Source organism: Micromonospora marincola, from assembly GCF_056150385.1.
Genome location: NZ_JAXCFT010000027.1, coordinates 1 through 18,445, shown reverse-complemented (window position 1 = coordinate 18,445; position 18,445 = coordinate 1). Strand labels below are relative to the sequence as shown.

15 protein-coding genes are annotated in these 18,445 nt (G+C 74.3%); 9 read left to right on the top strand and 6 right to left on the bottom strand.

All coding sequences use genetic code 11. The features are described from left to right. Window positions 1–4: 4 nt before the first annotated feature. Entirely contained in the window at window positions 5–4,882 is a 4,878-nt protein-coding gene (locus tag SM450_RS29545; RefSeq protein ID WP_474623061.1) for a WG repeat-containing protein, read from the bottom strand. Between the two features lie 162 nt (window positions 4,883–5,044). On the opposite strand from SM450_RS29545, the gene SM450_RS29540 reads away from it, so the two are divergent. The 3 genes from SM450_RS29540 to SM450_RS29530 are packed head-to-tail and all read left to right on the top strand — an operon-like array spanning window position 5,045 to window position 7,702. Next, window positions 5,045–5,896, top strand: a complete 852-nt coding sequence (locus SM450_RS29540) for an ABC transporter permease (RefSeq protein ID WP_474623093.1) — start codon at window positions 5,045–5,047, stop codon at window positions 5,894–5,896. Between the two features lie 22 nt (window positions 5,897–5,918). Continuing rightward, a complete protein-coding gene (locus SM450_RS29535; RefSeq protein ID WP_474623092.1) occupies window positions 5,919–6,719 on the top strand; it encodes an ABC transporter permease in 801 nt (266 codons plus the stop codon). Further along, window positions 6,716–7,702 carry an ABC transporter ATP-binding protein gene (locus tag SM450_RS29530; protein ID WP_474623060.1) on the top strand — a complete coding sequence of 329 codons (987 nt, stop codon included), beginning with the start codon at window positions 6,716–6,718 and terminating at the stop codon, window positions 7,700–7,702. The genes SM450_RS29535 and SM450_RS29530 overlap by 4 nt, the downstream gene beginning before the upstream one ends. Before the next feature lie 23 nt (window positions 7,703–7,725). Here SM450_RS29530 and SM450_RS29525 read toward each other — a convergent pair whose 3' ends face one another. The 3 genes from SM450_RS29525 to nadA all read right to left on the bottom strand — a co-directional run bounded on the left by SM450_RS29525 (window position 7,726) and on the right by nadA (window position 11,149). Then, window positions 7,726–8,373 carry a DUF3043 domain-containing protein gene (locus tag SM450_RS29525; RefSeq protein WP_474623059.1) on the bottom strand — a complete coding sequence of 216 codons (648 nt, stop codon included), beginning with the start codon at window positions 8,371–8,373 and terminating at the stop codon, window positions 7,726–7,728. 30 nt (window positions 8,374–8,403) lie between these two features. Further along, a complete protein-coding gene (murA, locus tag SM450_RS29520; RefSeq protein WP_474623058.1) occupies window positions 8,404–9,759 on the bottom strand; it encodes a UDP-N-acetylglucosamine 1-carboxyvinyltransferase in 1,356 nt (451 codons plus the stop codon). Window positions 9,760–9,973: 214 nt separating this feature from the next. Further along, window positions 9,974–11,149 carry a quinolinate synthase NadA gene (gene nadA, locus SM450_RS29515; protein ID WP_474623057.1) on the bottom strand — a complete coding sequence of 392 codons (1,176 nt, stop codon included), beginning with the start codon at window positions 11,147–11,149 and terminating at the stop codon, window positions 9,974–9,976. A 43-nt stretch (window positions 11,150–11,192) separates the two neighbouring features. On the opposite strand from nadA, the gene SM450_RS29510 reads away from it, so the two are divergent. From SM450_RS29510 to SM450_RS29495, 4 genes are all read left to right on the top strand, one after another. Then, window positions 11,193–12,350, top strand: coding sequence for a glycerate kinase family protein (locus SM450_RS29510; RefSeq protein WP_474623056.1), 1,158 nt, complete (start codon window positions 11,193–11,195; stop codon window positions 12,348–12,350). Window positions 12,351–12,486: 136 nt separating this feature from the next. Continuing rightward, window positions 12,487–12,858: an iron-sulfur cluster insertion protein ErpA gene (erpA, locus tag SM450_RS29505; RefSeq protein WP_474623055.1), complete on the top strand. Its 372-nt coding sequence runs from the start codon at window positions 12,487–12,489 to the stop codon at window positions 12,856–12,858. A 186-nt stretch (window positions 12,859–13,044) separates the two neighbouring features. Next, complete coding sequence (locus tag SM450_RS29500; RefSeq protein WP_474623054.1) at window positions 13,045–14,019, top strand: carbohydrate kinase family protein; 975 nt, start codon at window positions 13,045–13,047, stop codon at window positions 14,017–14,019. Beyond that, complete coding sequence (locus SM450_RS29495) at window positions 14,016–14,528, top strand: P-loop nucleotide/nucleoside kinase family protein (protein ID WP_474623053.1); 513 nt, start codon at window positions 14,016–14,018, stop codon at window positions 14,526–14,528. The genes SM450_RS29500 and SM450_RS29495 overlap by 4 nt, the downstream gene beginning before the upstream one ends. Window positions 14,529–14,573: 45 nt before the next feature. Here SM450_RS29495 and SM450_RS29490 read toward each other — a convergent pair whose 3' ends face one another. Together SM450_RS29490 and SM450_RS29485 are read right to left on the bottom strand one after the other, a co-directional pair. Next, window positions 14,574–14,825, bottom strand: coding sequence for a sulfurtransferase TusA family protein (locus tag SM450_RS29490; protein ID WP_474623052.1), 252 nt, complete (start codon window positions 14,823–14,825; stop codon window positions 14,574–14,576). Next, on the bottom strand, window positions 14,822–15,973 hold the full coding sequence (locus SM450_RS29485) for a cysteine desulfurase family protein (protein WP_474623051.1): 1,152 nt from the start codon (window positions 15,971–15,973) through the stop codon (window positions 14,822–14,824). The genes SM450_RS29490 and SM450_RS29485 overlap by 4 nt, the downstream gene beginning before the upstream one ends. 169 nt (window positions 15,974–16,142) lie before the next feature. Here SM450_RS29485 and ctaC point away from each other — a divergent pair, with 169 nt between their 5' ends. Next, entirely contained in the window at window positions 16,143–17,111 is a 969-nt protein-coding gene (gene ctaC / locus SM450_RS29480) for an aa3-type cytochrome oxidase subunit II (RefSeq protein WP_474623050.1), read from the top strand. A 10-nt stretch (window positions 17,112–17,121) separates the two neighbouring features. Further along, window positions 17,122–17,550, top strand: coding sequence for a cytochrome c oxidase subunit 4 (locus SM450_RS29475; RefSeq protein ID WP_474623049.1), 429 nt, complete (start codon window positions 17,122–17,124; stop codon window positions 17,548–17,550). The last annotated feature ends 895 nt before the right edge of the window (window positions 17,551–18,445 follow it).

The window sequence follows — 18,445 nt, the reverse complement described above, 5'->3', positions numbered from 1 at the left end:
CGGCTCAGAGCACCGGGCTGGTGTCGGCGAGCAGTCGGTCGATCTCCGCGGCCACCGCGGCGCGGCCCGGGTGCACCGGGTCGATCAGCGGCTCGCCACGCCGGTCCAGCGCGCCCCAGCGGCCCGAGTCGGCGGTGACCAGGAACGCCACCGGGTGCACCACAAGCGTCGGGTACGCGGGCGCCACAAGCATCCGGCCGGCGCGGTCCACCACGCCCCGGCGGCCGGACAGCTCGACCACGGCCAGTCCGTCGGCGGTGAAGCCGTCCAGGTGCCGGCCGTCGGCAAGCGGCGTGCCGAGGCCGTGGTAGCGGGTCGGCACCACGAGCTCGCCGTCCCGGTTGACCGCGCCCCAGCCGCCGTTGCGCCGCACCGCGGCCAGGCCGTTGCGGAACGGCCGGACCTCCTCGTACCCGGGCGGGATCTTGACGATGTTCATCTGGTCGACGGCCATCCACCGGCCCTTGCCGTCCATGGACACCCACGACAGCCCCTCGGTGAAGCCGCCCACCGCCCGGTAGCCGTTGTTCGCCTCGATCAGCGCCGCCCCGGTGGTGTCGATCAACGCCCAGCGGGACGCCTCGGGGCGACGCACCCAGGCCAGCCCATCGTGGAACGGCTGCACCTCGGCGTACCGGTGCCGGATCACCATCTCGCCGTCGGCGTCCGCGTACCCCCAGAGCTGTTCGGAGTCGTCGAACGTCGCCACCGGGTACCGCGGCGTGCCGAGCACCTCCGCCCGGTCCCGCGGCGCCGGACCGAAGCCGTCGCGGGCGGCCCGCGCCGCGACCGCGTCAAGCGCCACCTCGGTCCGCGCGTTCAACGCCGTGTCCTCACCCTGGCGCAGGTCCAGCGCCCGTTCGAAGTGCAGGCACGCCTCGGTCAGCCGGCCCTGGTCACAGCAGGAACGCCCGGCGTGCTCGTGCAGCAACGCGCGCAACCGGTCGGGCAGTTCCGGCGAGTTCGCCTCGGCGAAGAGCCGGTCGGCCTCCGCGTGCTCGCCCCGCCAGCGCAGCACCTCGGCGAGGCGCGCGCGGGCCAGCGAGGTCCGCCGCAACTCGCCGGTGGCCTCCGCGTACGTCAGTGCCAGCCGCGCGTCGGCGACCGCGTCGTCGTGGTCGCCGAGGATCCGGGACGCCACCGAGCGCAGGCTCAGCAGCCGGGCCCGGCTGCGGTTGTCGAGCGCGGTGCCGAGCTTGCCGGTGAGGCCGTCCCGGATCTGGCTCAGCGCCGCCGGATCGGGCGCCTCCTCGCGCAGCGTCTCCGGATGCAGCCGCCAGTCGACGGCGGCCAGTGCCTGCTCCGGATCCACCGGACGCGCCGGTATCCGTTCGGCAGCCGGGTCGCCCGAGCTGTCTGGTCCTTCCGACCCGTTCGGTGCGGCTGATTCGTCTGGTCCGTCCGGTTCGCCAGCCGCGGTGGTGTCTCCGGCCGCCGTCCCCGAATCGGAGGCAGGCGGGCTCGCCGCCCCCTCGGTCCCGCCGGTCGGGTCCGCACCGCCCGACGCCTCGGCGCTCGCCCCCGGCGCCTCATCGACCGCCTCGTGCGCCTCCCGGTCCACCCGAACCGCATCGACCGAATCTTCTTCGTCCGCCGGGCCGCTGGCCGGACCTGATTCGGTTCGTGTCGCGTCGGCCGGATCCAGTTCGACCGCCATCGCGCTGACCGGGTCTGGTTCCGTCGGGGCGGCGCTGTTCGGAGCTGCTTCGGTCGGGGCGGCGCCGGCCGGATCCGGTTCGGCCGGGTGCCTGCCGGCCGGGTTCGCGTCGGGCGGGTTCGTGCCGGCCGGGCCGGGCGCGCTCCTGTTCGCGTCGGCCGGATCCGGTGCGGTGGGCGCGGTGCCGGCCGGAGCCGGTTCGGTGAGTGCCGTGCCGGTCGTCGTCGTGCCGGTCGTGCCGGTCGGACCGGTCGGGCCGTCGTCGGTTGGCGTGGGGCGCGGCGGGGCAGCCCCCAGACGAGTGGTCCCCGTCGGCGCTCCGCCCGGGCCGGCGCTCCGCCCGGTTTCGACCGGCCGTGACGTGCCGCCGGTGGGCGCCGGCGCCCCCGGCGTGCTTGTGGACGACACCTCCCGGGGCGGAACCTCGGGTGGAGCGGCCGGCGGGCGCGGCTCGGCGGGCGGGCGCGGCTCGGCCGGCGGGCGCGCGTTCGGGATCGAGGCTCCGGCCGACGCCGTTGCGGTCGCGGCGGCGGAGGCCGGCGAGTCGACGTCCCGGCGGGATGGAAGCGCATCCGTGCTGTTGCCGGTCCGCCCCGTGGCCGTGGGCGCGGCGGCGACGGGCGTCGCGGGGCCCCGGTCGCCGGCACCTGGACCCGCCGCGTCGCCGTCCGGTCGGCGGGCGGGATCGGGCAGGCCGGGAGCGCCGGCCGGATTCGTCCGGATGGCGCGGCCGGCGGTTGCGCCGGCGGACCGGTCCGCGCCGTCAGCTTCGTCGCGACCGCCGCCGTCAAGTTCGTCGCGGCTGCCGCCGGCAGTCGTCGGGCCGGCGGGCGCACCGACCTGGTCGTCGGGTGCGGCCGGTGCCGGGGGACCGACGCGCTCGGCGGGAGCGACCGGGGAGACGGGGCCCGCCGGGGCGACGGAGGCTGTTGGGGCGACGGAGGCTGTCGGGGCGACGGAGGCTGTCGGGGCGACCGGGCCGGTCGGGGCGACCGGGTCGGCGGCGGTCGCCGGGCCGGCCGCGGCGGTCGGATCGATGGACGTGGTCGAGGTGGGGGACGCCCCCGGACCGGTCGGCTTCGCGGGGCGGTCCGCGTCGCTTGGTGTGGCGTCGACCGCGATCGGCGGGCGGGCGTCGAGGCGGTCCGTGCCGGCCGAGGGCGCAGGCCGCGCCGGCGGGTGCCCGACGTCGGCCGCGCCGCCACCAGCAGCCGGTCCAGCGGTGTCCGGCTCGTGGGCCGCCTCCGCCTGGCCCGGTCGGAACCAGGGCTCCGGGCCGGAGGCCGTCGCCCGTGGCGTCGGGGCCTCCTCCGCCGACCGGCCGTCCACGGCGCGCTCCGGTCGGTCGGTCGGGGCCGGGCGCGGGAAGGTGGGCCCACGTTCCTCCGGTGCCGGTGCCGGTGCCGGTGCCGATCGGGTCGCGGCCGGGTCCCGCGTTTCCGGGCGGCCGGTCTCGGCCGGAGTGGCGTGGCGCGGCCGGCCCTCCGTGGGACCGGTCCGGCCGGGCTGGGTCGGTCCGCCGCCGGGTGTGCGTGTCGGCGCGGGGCCGGGGTAGGCGGGCGGCGGCGCCGGGCGAGCCGGAGCGGCCGGGCCCGGTCCCGGGGGCGCGGACCGTCGCGGCTCGTCCGGGCGGGCCGGCGGTACGGACCGGGGTGGGGCCTCGCCGCGCGCCGGTGGGTGCTCGTCGGGTCGGGCGGGCCACTGCTCCGGCCGGGGCCGGTACTCGGGGGGCGTGGCGGAGTCCGGCCGTCGCCCGACCTGTTCGGGTTGGACCCGGCCGGATTCGGGACGGCCCCCGGTCGTGGGCGGCCGGGTGTCCTTCGGCTCCGGAGGCCGCCCGGCGTGGTCGGGGCGGGTGGCGGGCGGCCCGCTGTCCCGGGGATCCAGGGCGAACCTGCCGGCGCCGTCCCGGTCCGGGCGGCGGCCGTCGGTCGGGTGGACCGGGTATCCGTCCGGGCGGCGTCGCTCGTCGGGCCGGTAGGCGGTCGGCTCGGTGCGTGGCCGCCGCTCGACGACCGGCCACTCGCCCTGCGGAGCGTAGGTCCGGTCGCCGGGTGGGCGCTGACCGTTCCACCGCTGGTCGGCGCCGGGACGCGGGGTGCCCGGCCGGTCGGTCTCAGCGGGACGTGGGGCACCGCGCCGGTCGGTGTCGGCGGGGCGCTGCGGGGCGCGGCCGTGTTCGGGCGGCGGACGGTGGGTCTCGGTGTGGGCGGCGGCGTCCCGGCGCGGCGCCCTGTCCTGCCACCGGTCACCGGCCGGCTCGCGCCGGTCGGCCGGGGGACGCGGAACCGGATCACGCCAACCGTCACGGGTCGACTCACCGCGCCCGGCCGCGCCCTGCTCCGGCGAAGATCCGGCCTGGTCGCGCCGGTCGGAACGCCGCGTCGGGCGGTGGTCGGGGTCCGCGTCCCGCCATCCGCCGTGCGACGGCGCACGCCGTCCGTCGGGGGACGGCTCACGCCGCCACTCCGGCGACAGCTCACGTCGCCCGTCCGGCGAGGACCCGGGCCGTCCGTCGGGGGAGGCGGGCCGCCGGGTGTCGGGCGCCGGGCTCCACCTGACGGTGGAGGAGGCATCGCGTCCGTCCACCGGCGTGCGCCGCCCGTCCGCCGACCGGCGCTCGGACCAACCCGGTGCGCCGTGCGGGGTCTCGTTCGGTTCCGGCGCCCAGCCCGGCTCGGTCGGAACCGGCCGGCGCGACGCCGCCCCGGGGCGGGTCCAGCGCTGGTCGTGACGTTCGGGCCGCCCCTCGGCGGCCGGCCGCTGCCGGTCCTCGGACCGGGGGCGCCGGCCGTCCGCGACGTCCGGATGTCCGCGCCACTCGCCCGGCCGCTGCCCGCGCGGTCCGTCCGGGCCGGCGGGGCTGATCGGGTACGTCTCCGGACCGGCCGGGCTGACCGGGTACGTGCCGCGTGGGCTCGCCGGGCTGACCGGGTACGTGCCGTACGGGCCCGCGGGGCTGACCGGGTACACGCCGGCGTCCGACGCCGGGCTGACCGGGTGCGGGCCCGCCGGGCTGACCGGGTACGCGTCGTCGGGAGCGGGGCTGACCGGGCGTACCTCGGCACGTCCGACCACGGCCCGGCGGCGCGGTGGGGGCGTCAGGTGTTCGAGGCCGATGTCGCCCGGGTAGCGCTGCCCGGGAAACTGCGGCTCCCACTCGTGGGTGGGCTCGAGCGCCCAGGCCGGTTCCGCCGGCTCGCGCCAGCTGCCCCAGCCACTCATCGGCAGCCCCTCCCGCGGCTCGCGCGGCGCGGCCCCGGAACCGGCTCGCGTCGCTCGCTCACGGCGGTGTCACCTCGTTGGAAATTGTCGCGCTCGGGCGGCGGACGTGCCGGTAGAGTCGCCCGGTCCGGCATGTCCTGGCTGCGGAAGGAGGGTAACGGCGTGGGCTCGGTCACCGCCACTGTGACAGCTCCTCCGGACGCACACGTTACCCCATGGTTTCGGACATTCGGCGCGATAGTGGCGGCTGGTTTCCGCCGGCACGCCACCTACCGTCAGGTGGCCTTGGCCGGCCTCGTGACCAACACCGTGTTCGGCTTCCTGCGCTGCTACATCTTCCTCGCCGCCACCGGCGCGGCCGGCACCGTGGCCGGCTACGACCGGGCCCAGCTCGGCACGTTTGTCTGGGCCGGTCAGGGGCTGCTGGCGGTCATCGCCATCTGGGGCTGGACCGAGCTGGCCGACCGGATCCGCTCCGGCGAGGTGGCCGCCGACCTGTTGCGGCCGGTGCACCCGGTCACCAGCTACCTCGCCATCGACCTGGGCCGGGCCGGGTTCGCCTCGCTCGCCCGGCTGGTGCCCCCGCTGGTGATCGGGCCGCTCTTCTTCGCGGTCCACGTGCCCCGGCACCTGGCGACGGTGCCGCTGTTCCTGCTCTCCGCCCTGCTCGCGGTGGTGGTCTGCTTCGGCTGCCGTTACCTGGTCAACGCCACCGCCTACTGGTTGCAGGACGTCCGGGGTCCGATGATCCTCTGGACGCTGGCTTCGGGCGCGCTGGCCGGCCTCTACTTCCCGCTCGGTTTCCTGCCCGGCTGGCTGGAGGCGACGCTGCGGTACGCCACCCCGTTCCCCAGCCTCCTCCAGGTCCCGCTGGACGTGCTCGTCGAGCGGGAGCCGCTGTCGACTGGCCTCGGCCTGGTCGGGTTGCAGCTCGGCTGGGCGGTGCTGCTGCTGGCGCTCTGCCGGCTGGTCCAGCGCCGCGCCGAGCGCCGCCTGGTGGTCCAGGGTGGCTGAGTACGCCGGAGCGGCTGAGCACGTGGGGGTGCTGCGGGCGTACCGGGCGTTGCTCGCCGCGCAGGCGCGTTCGCAGGCGGCGTACCGGACGTCGTTCGTGGTCGACCTGGTCGGTAACGTGGGCGCGACCGTGTTCGACGTGGTCACCGTCCTCGTCCTCTTCGGGGTGACCCGTGAGCTGGGCGGCTTCACGCTGCGCGAGACGCTCGTCGTGGTCGGGCTGTCGTCGTGCGGGTTCGCCGCCGCCGACCTGCTTGTCGGCAACATCGAACGGCTGCCCCGCTACGTCCGCACCGGCCTCTTCGACGCGGTGCTTGTCCGCCCGCTCGCCGCGCTGCCGCAGTTGCTGCTGATGGACCTGCCGCTGCGGAAGGCGTCCCGGGCCGTGTTCGGGCTGGCCGTGCTGCTGGTCGCGTTCGCGTCGGCGGGGATCGACTGGACGCCGGGCCGGGTCGCGTTGGCCGTCCTGGCTCCGTCGGCCGCGGTGGTCTTCTTCGCCTCGGTCTTCGTCACCACCGCCACGGTGTCGTTCTACTGGGTCGACTCCGGCGAGCTGGCGAACTCGGTGACCTACGGCGGGCGTGACTTCACCTCGTACCCCATCACCGTCTACGGCGGCTGGTTCCGCGCGCTGTTCGCGTACGGGATGGGGTTCGCGTTCGTCAGCTACCACCCGGCGCTGGCGCTGCTGGGCCGCGCCGACCCGCTCGGCCTGCCGCCCTGGGTGGGTTGGGCCTCGCCGGGCGTCGCGTTGGTCGCGGCGGCGGTCGCCGCCCTGGCCTGGTGGGTCGGGATCCGTCACTACCGGAGTACGGGGTCATGAGCGTCATCGAGATGGACGGGCTGCGCAAGGAGTTCACGGTCCGGGTGCGGGCCGGGCGGCTGCGCCGCGAGAAGCGGACCGTGACCGCGGTCGACGGGGTCGACCTGCGGGTGGAGCGCGGCGAGATGCTCGGCTACATCGGCCCGAACGGCGCCGGGAAGTCGACCACGCTGAAGATGCTCACCGGCGTGCTGACGCCGTCGGCCGGGCGGGCGCAGGTCTGCGGGCTGCGGCCGGTGGCCGACCGGACCCGGCTGGCGCTGCGCATCGGGGTGGTCTTCGGGCAGCGGTCCCAGCTCTGGTGGGACCTGCCGCTGCGGGACTCGTTCGACCTGCTGCGGCACGTCTACCGGGTGCCGGCCGGCGAGCACGCCGCCCGGCTCACCCGCTGCCGGGGCCTGCTCGACCTGGACGAGTTCCTGGACATCCCGGTCCGGCAGCTCTCCCTCGGCCAGCGGATGCGCGGCGAGCTGACCGCCGCGCTGCTGCACGGCCCGGAGGTGCTCTTCCTGGACGAGCCGACGATCGGGCTGGACGTGGTCAGCAAGCAGGCGGTGCGTGGTTTCCTGGCCGAGCTGGGCCGGGCCGGTGACACCACGCTCGTGCTCACCACGCACGACCTGGCCGACATCGAGCGGCTCTGCCGGCGGCTGGTGGTCATCGACCACGGGCGGGTGGTGCACGACGGCTCGATCGCCGAGTTGCACCACAGGTACGGCTCGCGTCGGATGGTCGTCGCCGAGCTGGAGTCCGCGTTGCCCGAGCCACCGGTGCTGCCCGGCGCGCCGGTGCTGCGGACGGAGGCGGACGGGCGGCGGCTGGTCTTCGCGCTGGAACAGGCGAGCGTCGCCGAGGTGGTGGCCGGCCTGGCCGGCCTGACCACGTTGCGCGACATCTCGATCGTCGAGCCGGACATCGAGGAGGTCGTCGCCCGCCTCTACCGCAGTGAAAGGAGGGGGCCCCTGTTAACGCCTGGCGTATAGGAAGGGGCCCCGCTTAACAACGCTCAGACCTTGTCGCCGACGTTCACCCGGGGAGCGGGGGCGCGCATCTTGCGGAACGTGATCGACCGCATGATCGCGTAGAAGTAGAGCGAGCCCAGCTTCTCGGTGCTCCGGGGGAAGCGCTCGCGGACCAGCTTCTTGATCTTTCGGGTGATCAGCACCGAGTCGACGAGCACGCCGAGCGCCAGCGCGCCCCACAGCACGTTGGACAGCAGCCGCACGATCGGCGGCATGGCCTGGTTGGACCCGATCAGCACGATCAGCGCGCCGCCGAAGAACCAGGTGCCGACCGTACGCCGGGAGTCGACCACGTTGCGGGCCAGCAGGCGCTCCGGGCCCCGGTCACGCGGGCCGCCCTCGCGCCGGAACTCGGCGGCGGACTCGGCGCGCGCCGTGCGACGCTGCTCCCGGGCCTCCTCCTTGGTCAGCGGGCGGGCCGGGGCGGTCGGCCGGCGACCGGCGGCCGGGCGCTTCGGGGTGGTCACCCCGAGCTCCTTCTTGCTGGGCGTGTAGCCCCGAGGGTGGGCGGCGGCGGACTCCTCGTCGGTGGTCACCGTGGTGACGGACTCCTCGACGAGGTCGGCGGGCTTGCGGCGAAACAGCGACGGCACGTCGGCAAGGGTAGCCAAACGGTCGAGCCCGGCGCACATCGCGGTGCGCCGGGCTCGGAAAACGCCGGGTCAGGGGCGCTCGACGTGCGCGCCGAGGTCGGCCAGCTTGGCCTCGAAGTCCTCGTAGCCCCGGTTGATCAGGTCCACGCCGTACACCCGGGAGGTGCCCTCGGCGGCCAGGGCCGCGATGAGGTGGCTGAACCCGGCCCGCAGGTCCGGGATGATCAGGTCGGCCGCGTGCAGCTTGCTCGGGCCGGCGATCACCGCGGAGTGCTTGAAGTTGCGCCGGCCGAAGCGGCACGGGGTGCCGCCGAGGCAGTCCCGGTAGACCTGGATGTTGGCGCCCATCGTGTTCAACGCCTCGGTGTAGCCGAGCCGCTGCTCGTAGACCGTCTCGTGGACGATCGACAGGCCCCGGGCCTGGGTGAGCGCGACCACGAGCGGCTGCTGCCAGTCGGTCATGAAGCCGGGGTGCACGTCGGTCTCCAGGGCCACCGCGTTCAGCTCGCCGCCCGGGTGCCAGAACCGGATGCCGCCCTCCTGGCCCGGGTCGCCGAGCTTCGGCGGCCGGGCGTCGGTGACCTCGTACTCGCCGCCGACCGACCGGAAGATGTTCAGGAAGGTCATCATGTCGGCCTGCTGCGCGCCGAGCACCTCGACGTGGCCGCGGGTCGCCAGCGCCGCCGCCGCCCAGCTCGCCGCCTCGATCCGGTCCGGGATCGGCCGGTGGGTGTAGCCGTGCAGCTTCTTGACGCCCTGGATCTCGATCACCCGGTCGGTGTGGACCTTGATGATCGCGCCCATCTTCTGCAGGATGCAGATCAGGTCGATGATCTCCGGCTCGACCGCCGCGTTGCGCAGCTCGGTGACGCCCTCGGCCATCACGGCGGTGAGCAGCACCTGCTCGGTGGCGCCCACGCTCGGGTACGGCAGCGCGAACTTGGTGCCGTGCAGGCCGTTCGGCGCGGACAGGTGCAGGCCCTCGGGGGTCTTGTCGACAGTCGCGCCGAACTCGCGCAGCGCCTGGAGGTGAAAGTCGATCGGGCGGGGGCCGATGTGGCAGCCGCCCAGGTCGGGGATGAACGCGTGGCCGAGGCGGTGCAGCAGCGGGCCGCAGAACAGGATCGGGATCCGGCTGGACCCGGCGTGCACGTTGATCTGGTCGGTGCTGGCGCTCTCGACGTTCGACGGGTCGAAGACCAGTTCGCCGTCCTCCGTGCCGTCTGTCACCTTCACCCCGTGCAGGCCGAGCAGCCCGCGGACCACCTCGACGTCGCGGATCCGCGGCACGTCGAACAGCCGGCTGGGTGTGTCGCCGAGCAGGGCGGCGACCATCGCCTTGGACACGAGGTTCTTCGCGCCGCGCACGCGGATCCGCCCTTCGAGCGGAGTGCCTCCGTGTACGACCAGGACGTCGTCGGTCAACGCAACCTCCAGCGCGTTGGGTACTGCCGTGTAGGTGAGGGTCTGCAGTGGGTCTCGCTACCCGGATCGCGGCCGTCCGAAAACCCGGCCCGCGGGTGTCGTCGCCCCGGCAGCATAGCCCTCCGTGACGAAAATGGAATCGGTCACATCACCAGTGGGGGCACGAACCGGGGCTTCCGGTGCGTTTCCGTGCCAGGTAGGTCACCAACGGTGATCAAGCACCCGGCAGGGCGAGCATCTGGTCCAGCGCCGTCCGGGCGTGCCCGGCGGTCTCGGGGTCCACCGTGATCCGGTTGGCCACCCGGCCGGCGACCAGTTCCTCAAGCGCCCAGACCAGGTGCGGCAGGTCGATCCGGTTCATGGTCGAGCAGTAGCAGACCGCCCGGTCGAGGAACATGACCTGCTTGTCCGGGTGGGCCAGCGCGAGCCGGCGGACCAGGTTCAACTCGGTGCCCACGGCCCACGCCGAGCCGGCCGGGGCCGCCTCGATGGTCTTGATGATGAACTCGGTCGAGCCCACCAGGTCGGCGGCGGTGACGACCTCGTGCCGGCACTCCGGGTGCACCAGGACGTTGACGCCTGGCACCCGCGCCCGCACGTCGTGCACGCTGTCGAGCGTGAAGCGGCCGTGCACCGAACAGTGCCCACGCCACAGGATCATCTTCGCGTCGCGCACCTGCTCCGGGGTGAGCCCGCCGCCCGGCTTGTGCGGGTCGTAGAGCACGCAGTCGTCGAGTGAGAAGCCCATCTCCAGCACCGCCGTGTTACGACCCAGGTGCTGGTCGGGCAGGAACAGCACCTTGCGGCCCTGCTCGAACGCCCAGTCCAGGGCTCGCTTCGCGTTCGACGAGGTGCAGACCACCCCGCCGTGCCGGCCGACGAAGCCCTTGATGTCGGCGGAGGAGTTCATGTAGGTCACCGGGACGGTGTCCGCCGCGACCCCCAGGTCGGTAAACGTGTCCCAGGCGGACTCGACCTGCGACAGGACCGCCATGTCGGCCATCGAACAGCCGGCGGCGAGGTCGGGCAGGATCACCTTCTGCGCGTCCGTGGTGAGGATGTCCGCGCTCTCGGCCATGAAGTGCACGCCGCAGAAGACGATGTATTCCGCGTCCGGCCGGGCCGCCGCCTCCCGGGCCAGCTTGAACGAGTCGCCTGTCACGTCGGCGAACTGGATCACCTCGTCGCGCTGGTAGTGGTGGCCCAGCACGAACACCCTCGTGCCGAGCGCGGCCTTCGCCGCCGCCGCGCGGGCCACCAGATCGGGGTCGCTCGGCGCGGGAAGGTCACCCGGACACTCCACGCCACGCTCGGTGGCGGGGTCGCTGCCGCGGCCCAGGAGCAGCAGCGCGGTGGCGGTGTTGGAGGGCTCAACCCAGGTCGACGTCACGCCCCCATGGTCCCACAGCCCGGCCGCCGCGCAGCCGCCCGCGATGTGGCCTGCCACACTGCTCGGCATGCGCGTGCTGCTCTGCCCGGACAAGTTCGCCGGCACGCTGCCGGCCCCCGAGGTGGCCGCGGCGGTCGCCGAGGGCTGGCACAGCGTCGCCCCCGGTGACGAACTGCTGCTGAGGCCACTCGCCGACGGCGGTCCCGGCTTCGTCGCGGTGCTCGCCGGGGCGCTCGGCGGGCGACGCCTGCCGGTGCCCACGGTCGACCCGCTCGGCCGGCCCGCCGCCGGTGAGATCCTCCTCACCGACGACGGCGTGGCCTACCTGGAGAGCGCGCAGGCGTGCGGCCTGCACCTGCTGTCCGCCGCGGAACGCGACCCGAAGGCGACCACCTCGTACGGGCTGGGGTTGCTTGTCACCGCCGCGGTCGAGGCGGGCGCGCGGACCGTGGTGATCGGGCTGGGCGGCTCCGCCACGAACGACGGCGGCGCCGGGATGCTCGTCCCGCTCGGCGTCACAGGTCTCGACGCCGCCGGCCGGGCGCTGCCGTACGGCGGGGCGGCGCTGGCCGGGGTGGCCGCGCTCGACGGCGTACCCCGGTTGCGCGGTGCGGCGCTCGTCGCCGCCACCGACGTGGACAACCCGCTGCTCGGCCTGCACGGCGCGAGCAACGTCTTCGGCCCGCAGAAGGGCGCCGACCGGGCGGACGTGCTGCTGCTGGACGCCGCGCTGGAGCGCTGGGCGGCCGTCCTGGCCGGGCTGCCGGGCTGCCCACCGGGGCTCGGCGCGCTGCCCGGCGGTGGCGCGGCCGGTGGGCTCGGCGCGGCGGTGCTGGCGCTCGGTGGCCGGTGCTCCTCGGGCATCGGGCTTGTCACCCGGGCGGTTGGCCTGGACGCCGCGCTCGACGCCGCCGACCTGGTGATCACCGGGGAGGGCTCGTTCGACCACCAGTCGCTGCGCGGCAAGGTGGTCGCCGGGGTGGCCGGGTCCGCCCGGGACCGTGGCGTGCCCTGCGTGGTGCTGGCGGGACGGGTGAGCACCGGCCGGCGGGAGGCCGCCGCGGCCGGCGTCACCGAGGCGTACAGCCTGGTCGAGCACTTCGGCGGCGAGGAGCGCGGGGGAGTGTCGGCGGCGATGGAGCGGCCCGCCGAGGGGCTGCGGGCGCTCGGCGCCCGCCTGGCCGGCCAGTGGAGCCGCTGACCGGTTCCGCTGGTCACGCCGCCGGGTGGGCACGCCGGCAGCGGCGTACGATCGGAGACGGACCACCGGGAATACTGGCGGACGTGCGGCGTTGGCCAGTACGTCCGGACCTCATACCGCGCAGGGAGACTTCCACGTGACCACGCCAGCGCAGACCGAGTCGACCGAGGCCACGCCGGCCCCCAGCACCGTCGTCCTCACCGACGTCGCGGCGCAGAAGGTCAAGGCCCTGATCGAGCAGGAGGGCCGCGACGACCTGCGGCTCCGGGTCGCCGTGCAGCCGGGTGGCTGCTCCGGCCTGCGGTACCAGCTCTTCTTCGACGAGCGGTCGCTCGACGGTGACGTCGTCACCGACTTCGGCGGTGTCGAGGTCGTCGTCGACCGGATGAGCGCCCCCTACCTGACCGGCGCCACCATCGACTTCGCCGACCGGATCGACGCACAGGGCTTCACCATCGACAACCCGAACGCCGGCAGCTCCTGCGCCTGCGGCGACTCGTTCAGCTGAGTCGACACCGCCGGCGCCCGACCTGACGGCGGGGCCATCCTCCCGGGGATGGCCCCGCCGTTTTGTCATGGCCGGTCGGTGTCCGGGCGGTGTCGCCCGGTTGTGCGCCCGGCGACCGACCGCCGTTCGACCGGCCGGGACGACCGGTAGGCTGACCGCGCCGTGCTCCCGACCACGAGGGTTGACATGAAGATCGCCGTAACCGGCTCGATCGCGACCGACCACCTCATGAGCTTCCCCGGCCGCTTCGCCGACCAGCTCATCGCCGACCAGCTCGACAAGGTGTCGCTGTCCTTCCTCGTCGACGAGCTGGTGCTGCGGCGCGGTGGCACCGCGGCGAACATCGCGTTCGGCATGGCCCAGCTCGGGCTGCGGCCGGTGCTGCTCGGCGCCGTCGGAGCGGACTTCGCCGACTACCGCTCCTGGCTGGAACGGCACGGCGTCGACTGCGACTCGGTGCACGTCAGCGACGTGGCGCACACGGCCCGCTTCGTCTGCACCACCGACACCGACATGTGCCAGATCGCCTCCTTCTACGCCGGGGCGATGAGCGAGGCCCGCAACATCGAGCTGGGCCCGGTGGCGCAGCGTCTCGGCGGCCTCGACCTGGTGCTTGTGAGCGCCAACGACCCGGCCGCGATGATCCGGCACTCCGGCGAGTGCCGGGACCGGGGCTACCCGTTCGTCGCCGACCCGTCGCAGCAGCTCGCCCGGATGGACGGCGCGGACGTGCTCGGCCTTGTCGACGGCGCGGAATACCTGATGACCAACGAGTACGAGAAGTCGCTGCTGCTGAGCAAGGCCGGCCTGACCGACGAGCAACTGCTGGACCTGGTGAAGGTGCGGGTCACCACGCTCGGCAAGCAGGGGGTCGAGATCGCCGGCCGGGAGATCGGCGTCATCCGGGTGCCGATCGCGCGGGAGATCCAGGCGGTCGACCCGACCGGCGTGGGCGACGGCTTCCGGGCCGGTTTCTTCGCCGCGCTCGACTGGGGGGTCGGGCTGGAGCGCGCGGCCCAGGTCGGCTGCCTGCTGGCCACCCTGGTGCTGGAGAACTTCGGCGGCCAGGAGTACGAGGTCCGCCGGGACCTGTTCGTGAAGCGGCTCGCCGAGTCGTACGGGGACGCGGCCGCTGAGGACGTCCGGCCGCACCTGTCGTGAGCGAGGCGGGCGGGCCGCTGCTCGTCGCCTTCGCCGGGCTGCCCGGTGTGGGCAAGAGCACGCTTGCCGCCCAGGTCGGCGCCGCGCTGCGCGCCCCGGTCCTGCCGGTCGACCCGGTCGAGCGGGCCCTGGCCCGGTACGGCCTGGTCGGTGACGTGCCCGGGATGGCCGCGTACGGCGCGGTCGCCGGGCTCGCCGAGGTGCAGCTCGACCTGGGGTTGAGCGTGGTGGTCGACGCGGTGAACCCGGTGGCCAGCGCCCGCGGCCTCTGGCACGACCTGGCCGAGCGGGCCGGCGTGCCGCTGCGGTTGATCGAGGTGCACTGCGGGGACGAGGCCGAGCACCGGCGCCGGATCGAGGCCCGCACGCCCGCCGAGCACGCGACCGTGACCTGGGAACAGACGCTTGTGCGCCGGGCCGAATACGAGCCGCTGATCGGACCGCGCCTGGTGGTGGACACCGCCGTGGCAAGCGACCCCCTCCCCGGCATCCTCGCCTACCTGAGCTGACCGCCGACGCCGTGTTAACCGGGGCCCCCTCCTCTACCGGAGGCGTTAAGTGGGGGCCCCTCCTTGCACCCGCACGTCGTAGGCGGGGCCGGCGGTTGGGTGGGACTTGAGAAACTCGTGGCCGCGTAGCCGGCACCAGGCCGGGATGTCCACCGCCGCCGCCGGGTCGTCGGCGAGCACCCGGACCACCGCGCCGGCCGGCAACCCCGGCACCCGGCGGGCGAGATTGATCACCGGGAGCGGGCAGCGCTGGCCACGGCAGTCGAGCACCTCGTCCGGCTCGCTCCGCGCGCTCACAGGTCCGTCACCCCCGCCTGCGCCCGCAGGTCCGCGACGATCCCGGGCAGCTCGGCCAGGAACCGCTCCACGTCCGCCTCGGTCGTCTCCCGGTGCAGCGATACCCGCACGTTGCCGTGCGACAGCACCCCCATCGCCTCCAGCACGTGCGACGGGCGCAGCGTCGACGAGGTGCAGGACGAGCCGGAGGAGACCGCGAAGCCGCGCCGGTCCAGCGCGTGCAGCAGCGCCTCGCCATCCACGTACAGGCAGGAGAACGTCACCAGGTGCGGGAGCCGGTCCACCGGGTCGCCGACCACCTCCACGTCCGGCACCTCCGCCGCCACCCGGACCCGGATCCGGTCCACGAGCGGCGCCAGCCGGGCCGCCTCCGCCGCCGCGTCGGCCGCCGCCGCGCGCAGGCTCGCCGCCGCGGCCACCACCGCCGGCAGGTTCACCACCCCCGGGGTACGCCCCGACTCCCGCTCGTCGGCCGGGTACGGCGACTCCCACCGGGTGCCCTTACGCACCACGAGCAGGCCGACGCCGGGCGGACCGCCCCACTTGTGCGCGCTGGCGGTGAGCACCGACCAGCCCGACGGCAGCGGAGCCCGGCCGACGAGCTGCGCCGCGTCCACGTACAGCGGCACTCCCGCCTCGGCGCACATCTCCGCCGCGGCCGGCACCGGTTGCACCGTGCCCACCTCGTGACTGGCCCCGATCAGCGCGGCGAGCGCCACCCCGGGCGCGGCCACCGCCGCCGCCCAGGCGTCCAGCTCCAGCCGGCCGGACCGGTCCACGGGTACGGAGACCGCCGCGCCGCCGCCGGCGACGTGCCGCTGCGCGGCGTGCAGCACCGCCGAGTGCTCGATCGCCGAGTGCGCGAGCGTCGTACCGGCCCGACGTCGCCCGGCCAGGCCACCCAGCACGGCGGCGTGCGCGGCGGCCGTACCGCTGGGGGTGAAGGACAGCTCGTCGGCGCGGACGCCGAGCGTCTGCGCGGCGGCCTCCCGGGCGGCGTCGAGGAGTTGGCGGGCCCGGCGGGCCGGCGCGTAGAGCCGGGCCGGGTCCGCCCAGCCGTCGTCCAGGGCGGCAAGCATCGCCTGCCGCGCGACCGGATGGAGCGGGACGGCGGTGGCGGCGTCCAGGTAGACCGGCGAGTCGCTCATGACGCTCCACGCTATCGCCCGGGTATGCCCAAGATCCCCCCGATGGGGGCGGACAGTGACCCCAACACGGTCAGGCCGGTCATGGTCGAGTAATCTGCGACCGTCGGTGACGCCTTTGCCGTCGGTGTCAGGGAACAACCGCCGCGGCGCGCTAGGGAGGCAGGACCAGGTGGTCGCAAGGAGTTCGGAGGTACGGCCGTCGGCCGTACGGCACAGCGCTTCCCCGGGGGCCGGCGGGCGTCGGCGTGGTGCTGGGCGGATCGCCGGGCTCGGTCTCGGCGGAGCGGCGCTGCTTGTCGCGCTCACCGGCTGTGACGTCGGCAAGACGTTCGCCGGCTTCGGCTGGCCGCAGGGCGGCATCACGCCCGAGTCCCACCGCATGTACGATCTGTGGATCGCGTCCTGCATCGCCGCGCTGGCGGTCGGCTTCTTCGTCTGGGGCCTGATCTTCTGGTGCGTGATCCGTTACCGCAAGCGCGGCAACGAGCTGCCGGTGCAGACCCGCTACAACCTGCCGATGGAGTTCCTCTACACCATCGCGCCGATCCTCGTGGTCTCCGTGCTCTTCTACTACACGGCGGTCGTGCAGACCGACGTGGTCAAGGAGACGAAGAACCCCGACGTCACCGTCGAGGTCGTCGCCTTCAAGTGGAACTGGCAGTTCAACTACCGCGACGGCCAGGGCCGCGACGCCAACACCGTCGCCTCGGTGCTGGGCACCAGCGAGGTCATCCCGGTGCTGGTGCTGCCGAGCGGCCGGTCGATCCGGTTCGAGGAGCAGAGCCGCGACGTGATCCACTCGTTCTGGGTGCCGGAGCTGCTGTTCAAGCGCGACGTCATGCCGGGCAACATCCGGAACACCTTCGAGGTCTCCAGCATCGACCAGGAGGGCGCGTTCGTCGGCCGCTGCGCCGAGCTGTGCGGCAGCTACCACGCGTTCATGAATTTCGAGCTTCGGGTCGTCTCGCCGGAGAAGTACGAGCAGTTCCTGGCCGCCAAGAAGGGCGGCAGCTCGACCCAGGACGCGCTCAAGGCGATCGGCGTGGACGAGTACGCCACCACCACGAAGCCCTTCGACACGCGGCGCAACACCGCCAACTTCAACCCGTCCGACGCGACGGCCGGCGCGGGAAGCTGAGGGGTCCGGCATGAAGACCGAGTGGAAGATCTTTCTGACCATCGCCGCGTTCCTTCTCGGCGCGACCATCCTCTACGGCGCGTGGACGCACGGCGACAGCGGCGGCAAGATCGAATGGGTCGGCACCGTGGCCCTGCTGCTGTCCTTCCTGCTCTGCGCGATGTGCGGCGGCTTCTTCTGGTTCGTCTCCCGCCGGATCGACCTGCGTCCGGAAGACCGGGCGGACGGCGAGATCGCCGACGGCGCCGGCGAGATCGGGTTCTTCAGCCCGGGCAGCTACTGGCCGTTCGGCCTGGCCCTGGCCGCCGCGATCGCCGGCCTGGGGCTCGTGTTCTGGCAGTTCTGGCTGCTGGGGCTGGGCCTGGTGGCGGTGGTCTTCGCCGCGTGCGGGCTCCTGTTCGAGTACTACTCCGGCACCCGCCGCACCGCCGAGCACTGACCCGCACGTTCGCCGCAGGCCCACGCCCCCTCCGGGGCCGCGGGCCTGCCGCCGTGTCTCTCTCCCTCTCCCCCTGGGGCCGCCCACCCCGGGCCGCCCACCTCGTCGATCATGAAGTTGGCCGCGACAATTCGGACAATCGATGCCATCAACCTCATGATCGACGGCACCGACCGCCGGCAGGTGTGCCCTGCGCTCGTCTCTGCCGGACACCGATCGCTTGATCAAGGGGTTTGTGTCTGCCAGGCCCGCTGGCTCCGACGCGAACTCCTTGGTCATTGGCCTGGCGGGCGGTCGGGGGGCGTGGCGCGGTGGGGTGGCGCGGTGGGGTGGGGTGGGGTGGCGCGGTTGCGGGCACGCGGCGCCGGGAGGCGTGGACGCCCTCGGCCGTAGGGGTGGGACCGGCGCTGGTGACGGTGGGGCTGACCAGAGATCTTGGTACCGAACGGCCCCTCCAGGGGCCAACTCGTACCAAGATCTACGCGTCTCTCGGGTGGCGGGACGTGAATCTCGCTGGGTGGGCTGCCCTGAGCGGCACTTGTCCTACCGCTCCGTCATTTCGCGCTTGTGCGCCCGCTCGCCCTGCTCGGCCTGTCACACCCGCCTTACCCGGCCTGCCGCGTCCGGCGCACTGCCGCCTCGCGCAGCCGCCTCGCGCAGCCGTCCTCGCGCGGCCTGCCTTGCGCGGCTGCCGTCTCGCGGCCGGCCGTCTCGCCGGTTGCGTTGCTCGCTTGGCGGCGTCGACGAGGCGCGGGTGGGCAGTCCGTCGGCGTCGGCCGGCCCGGTGCGGGGATGAGGATGCTCCTATGGATGTCAAGGGGTGGTGAGGGCGGTGTAGTCGGCGAGGAGGGCGGTGTGGACCTCGCGGATGATGTAGCGCTTGAGGCAGCGGATG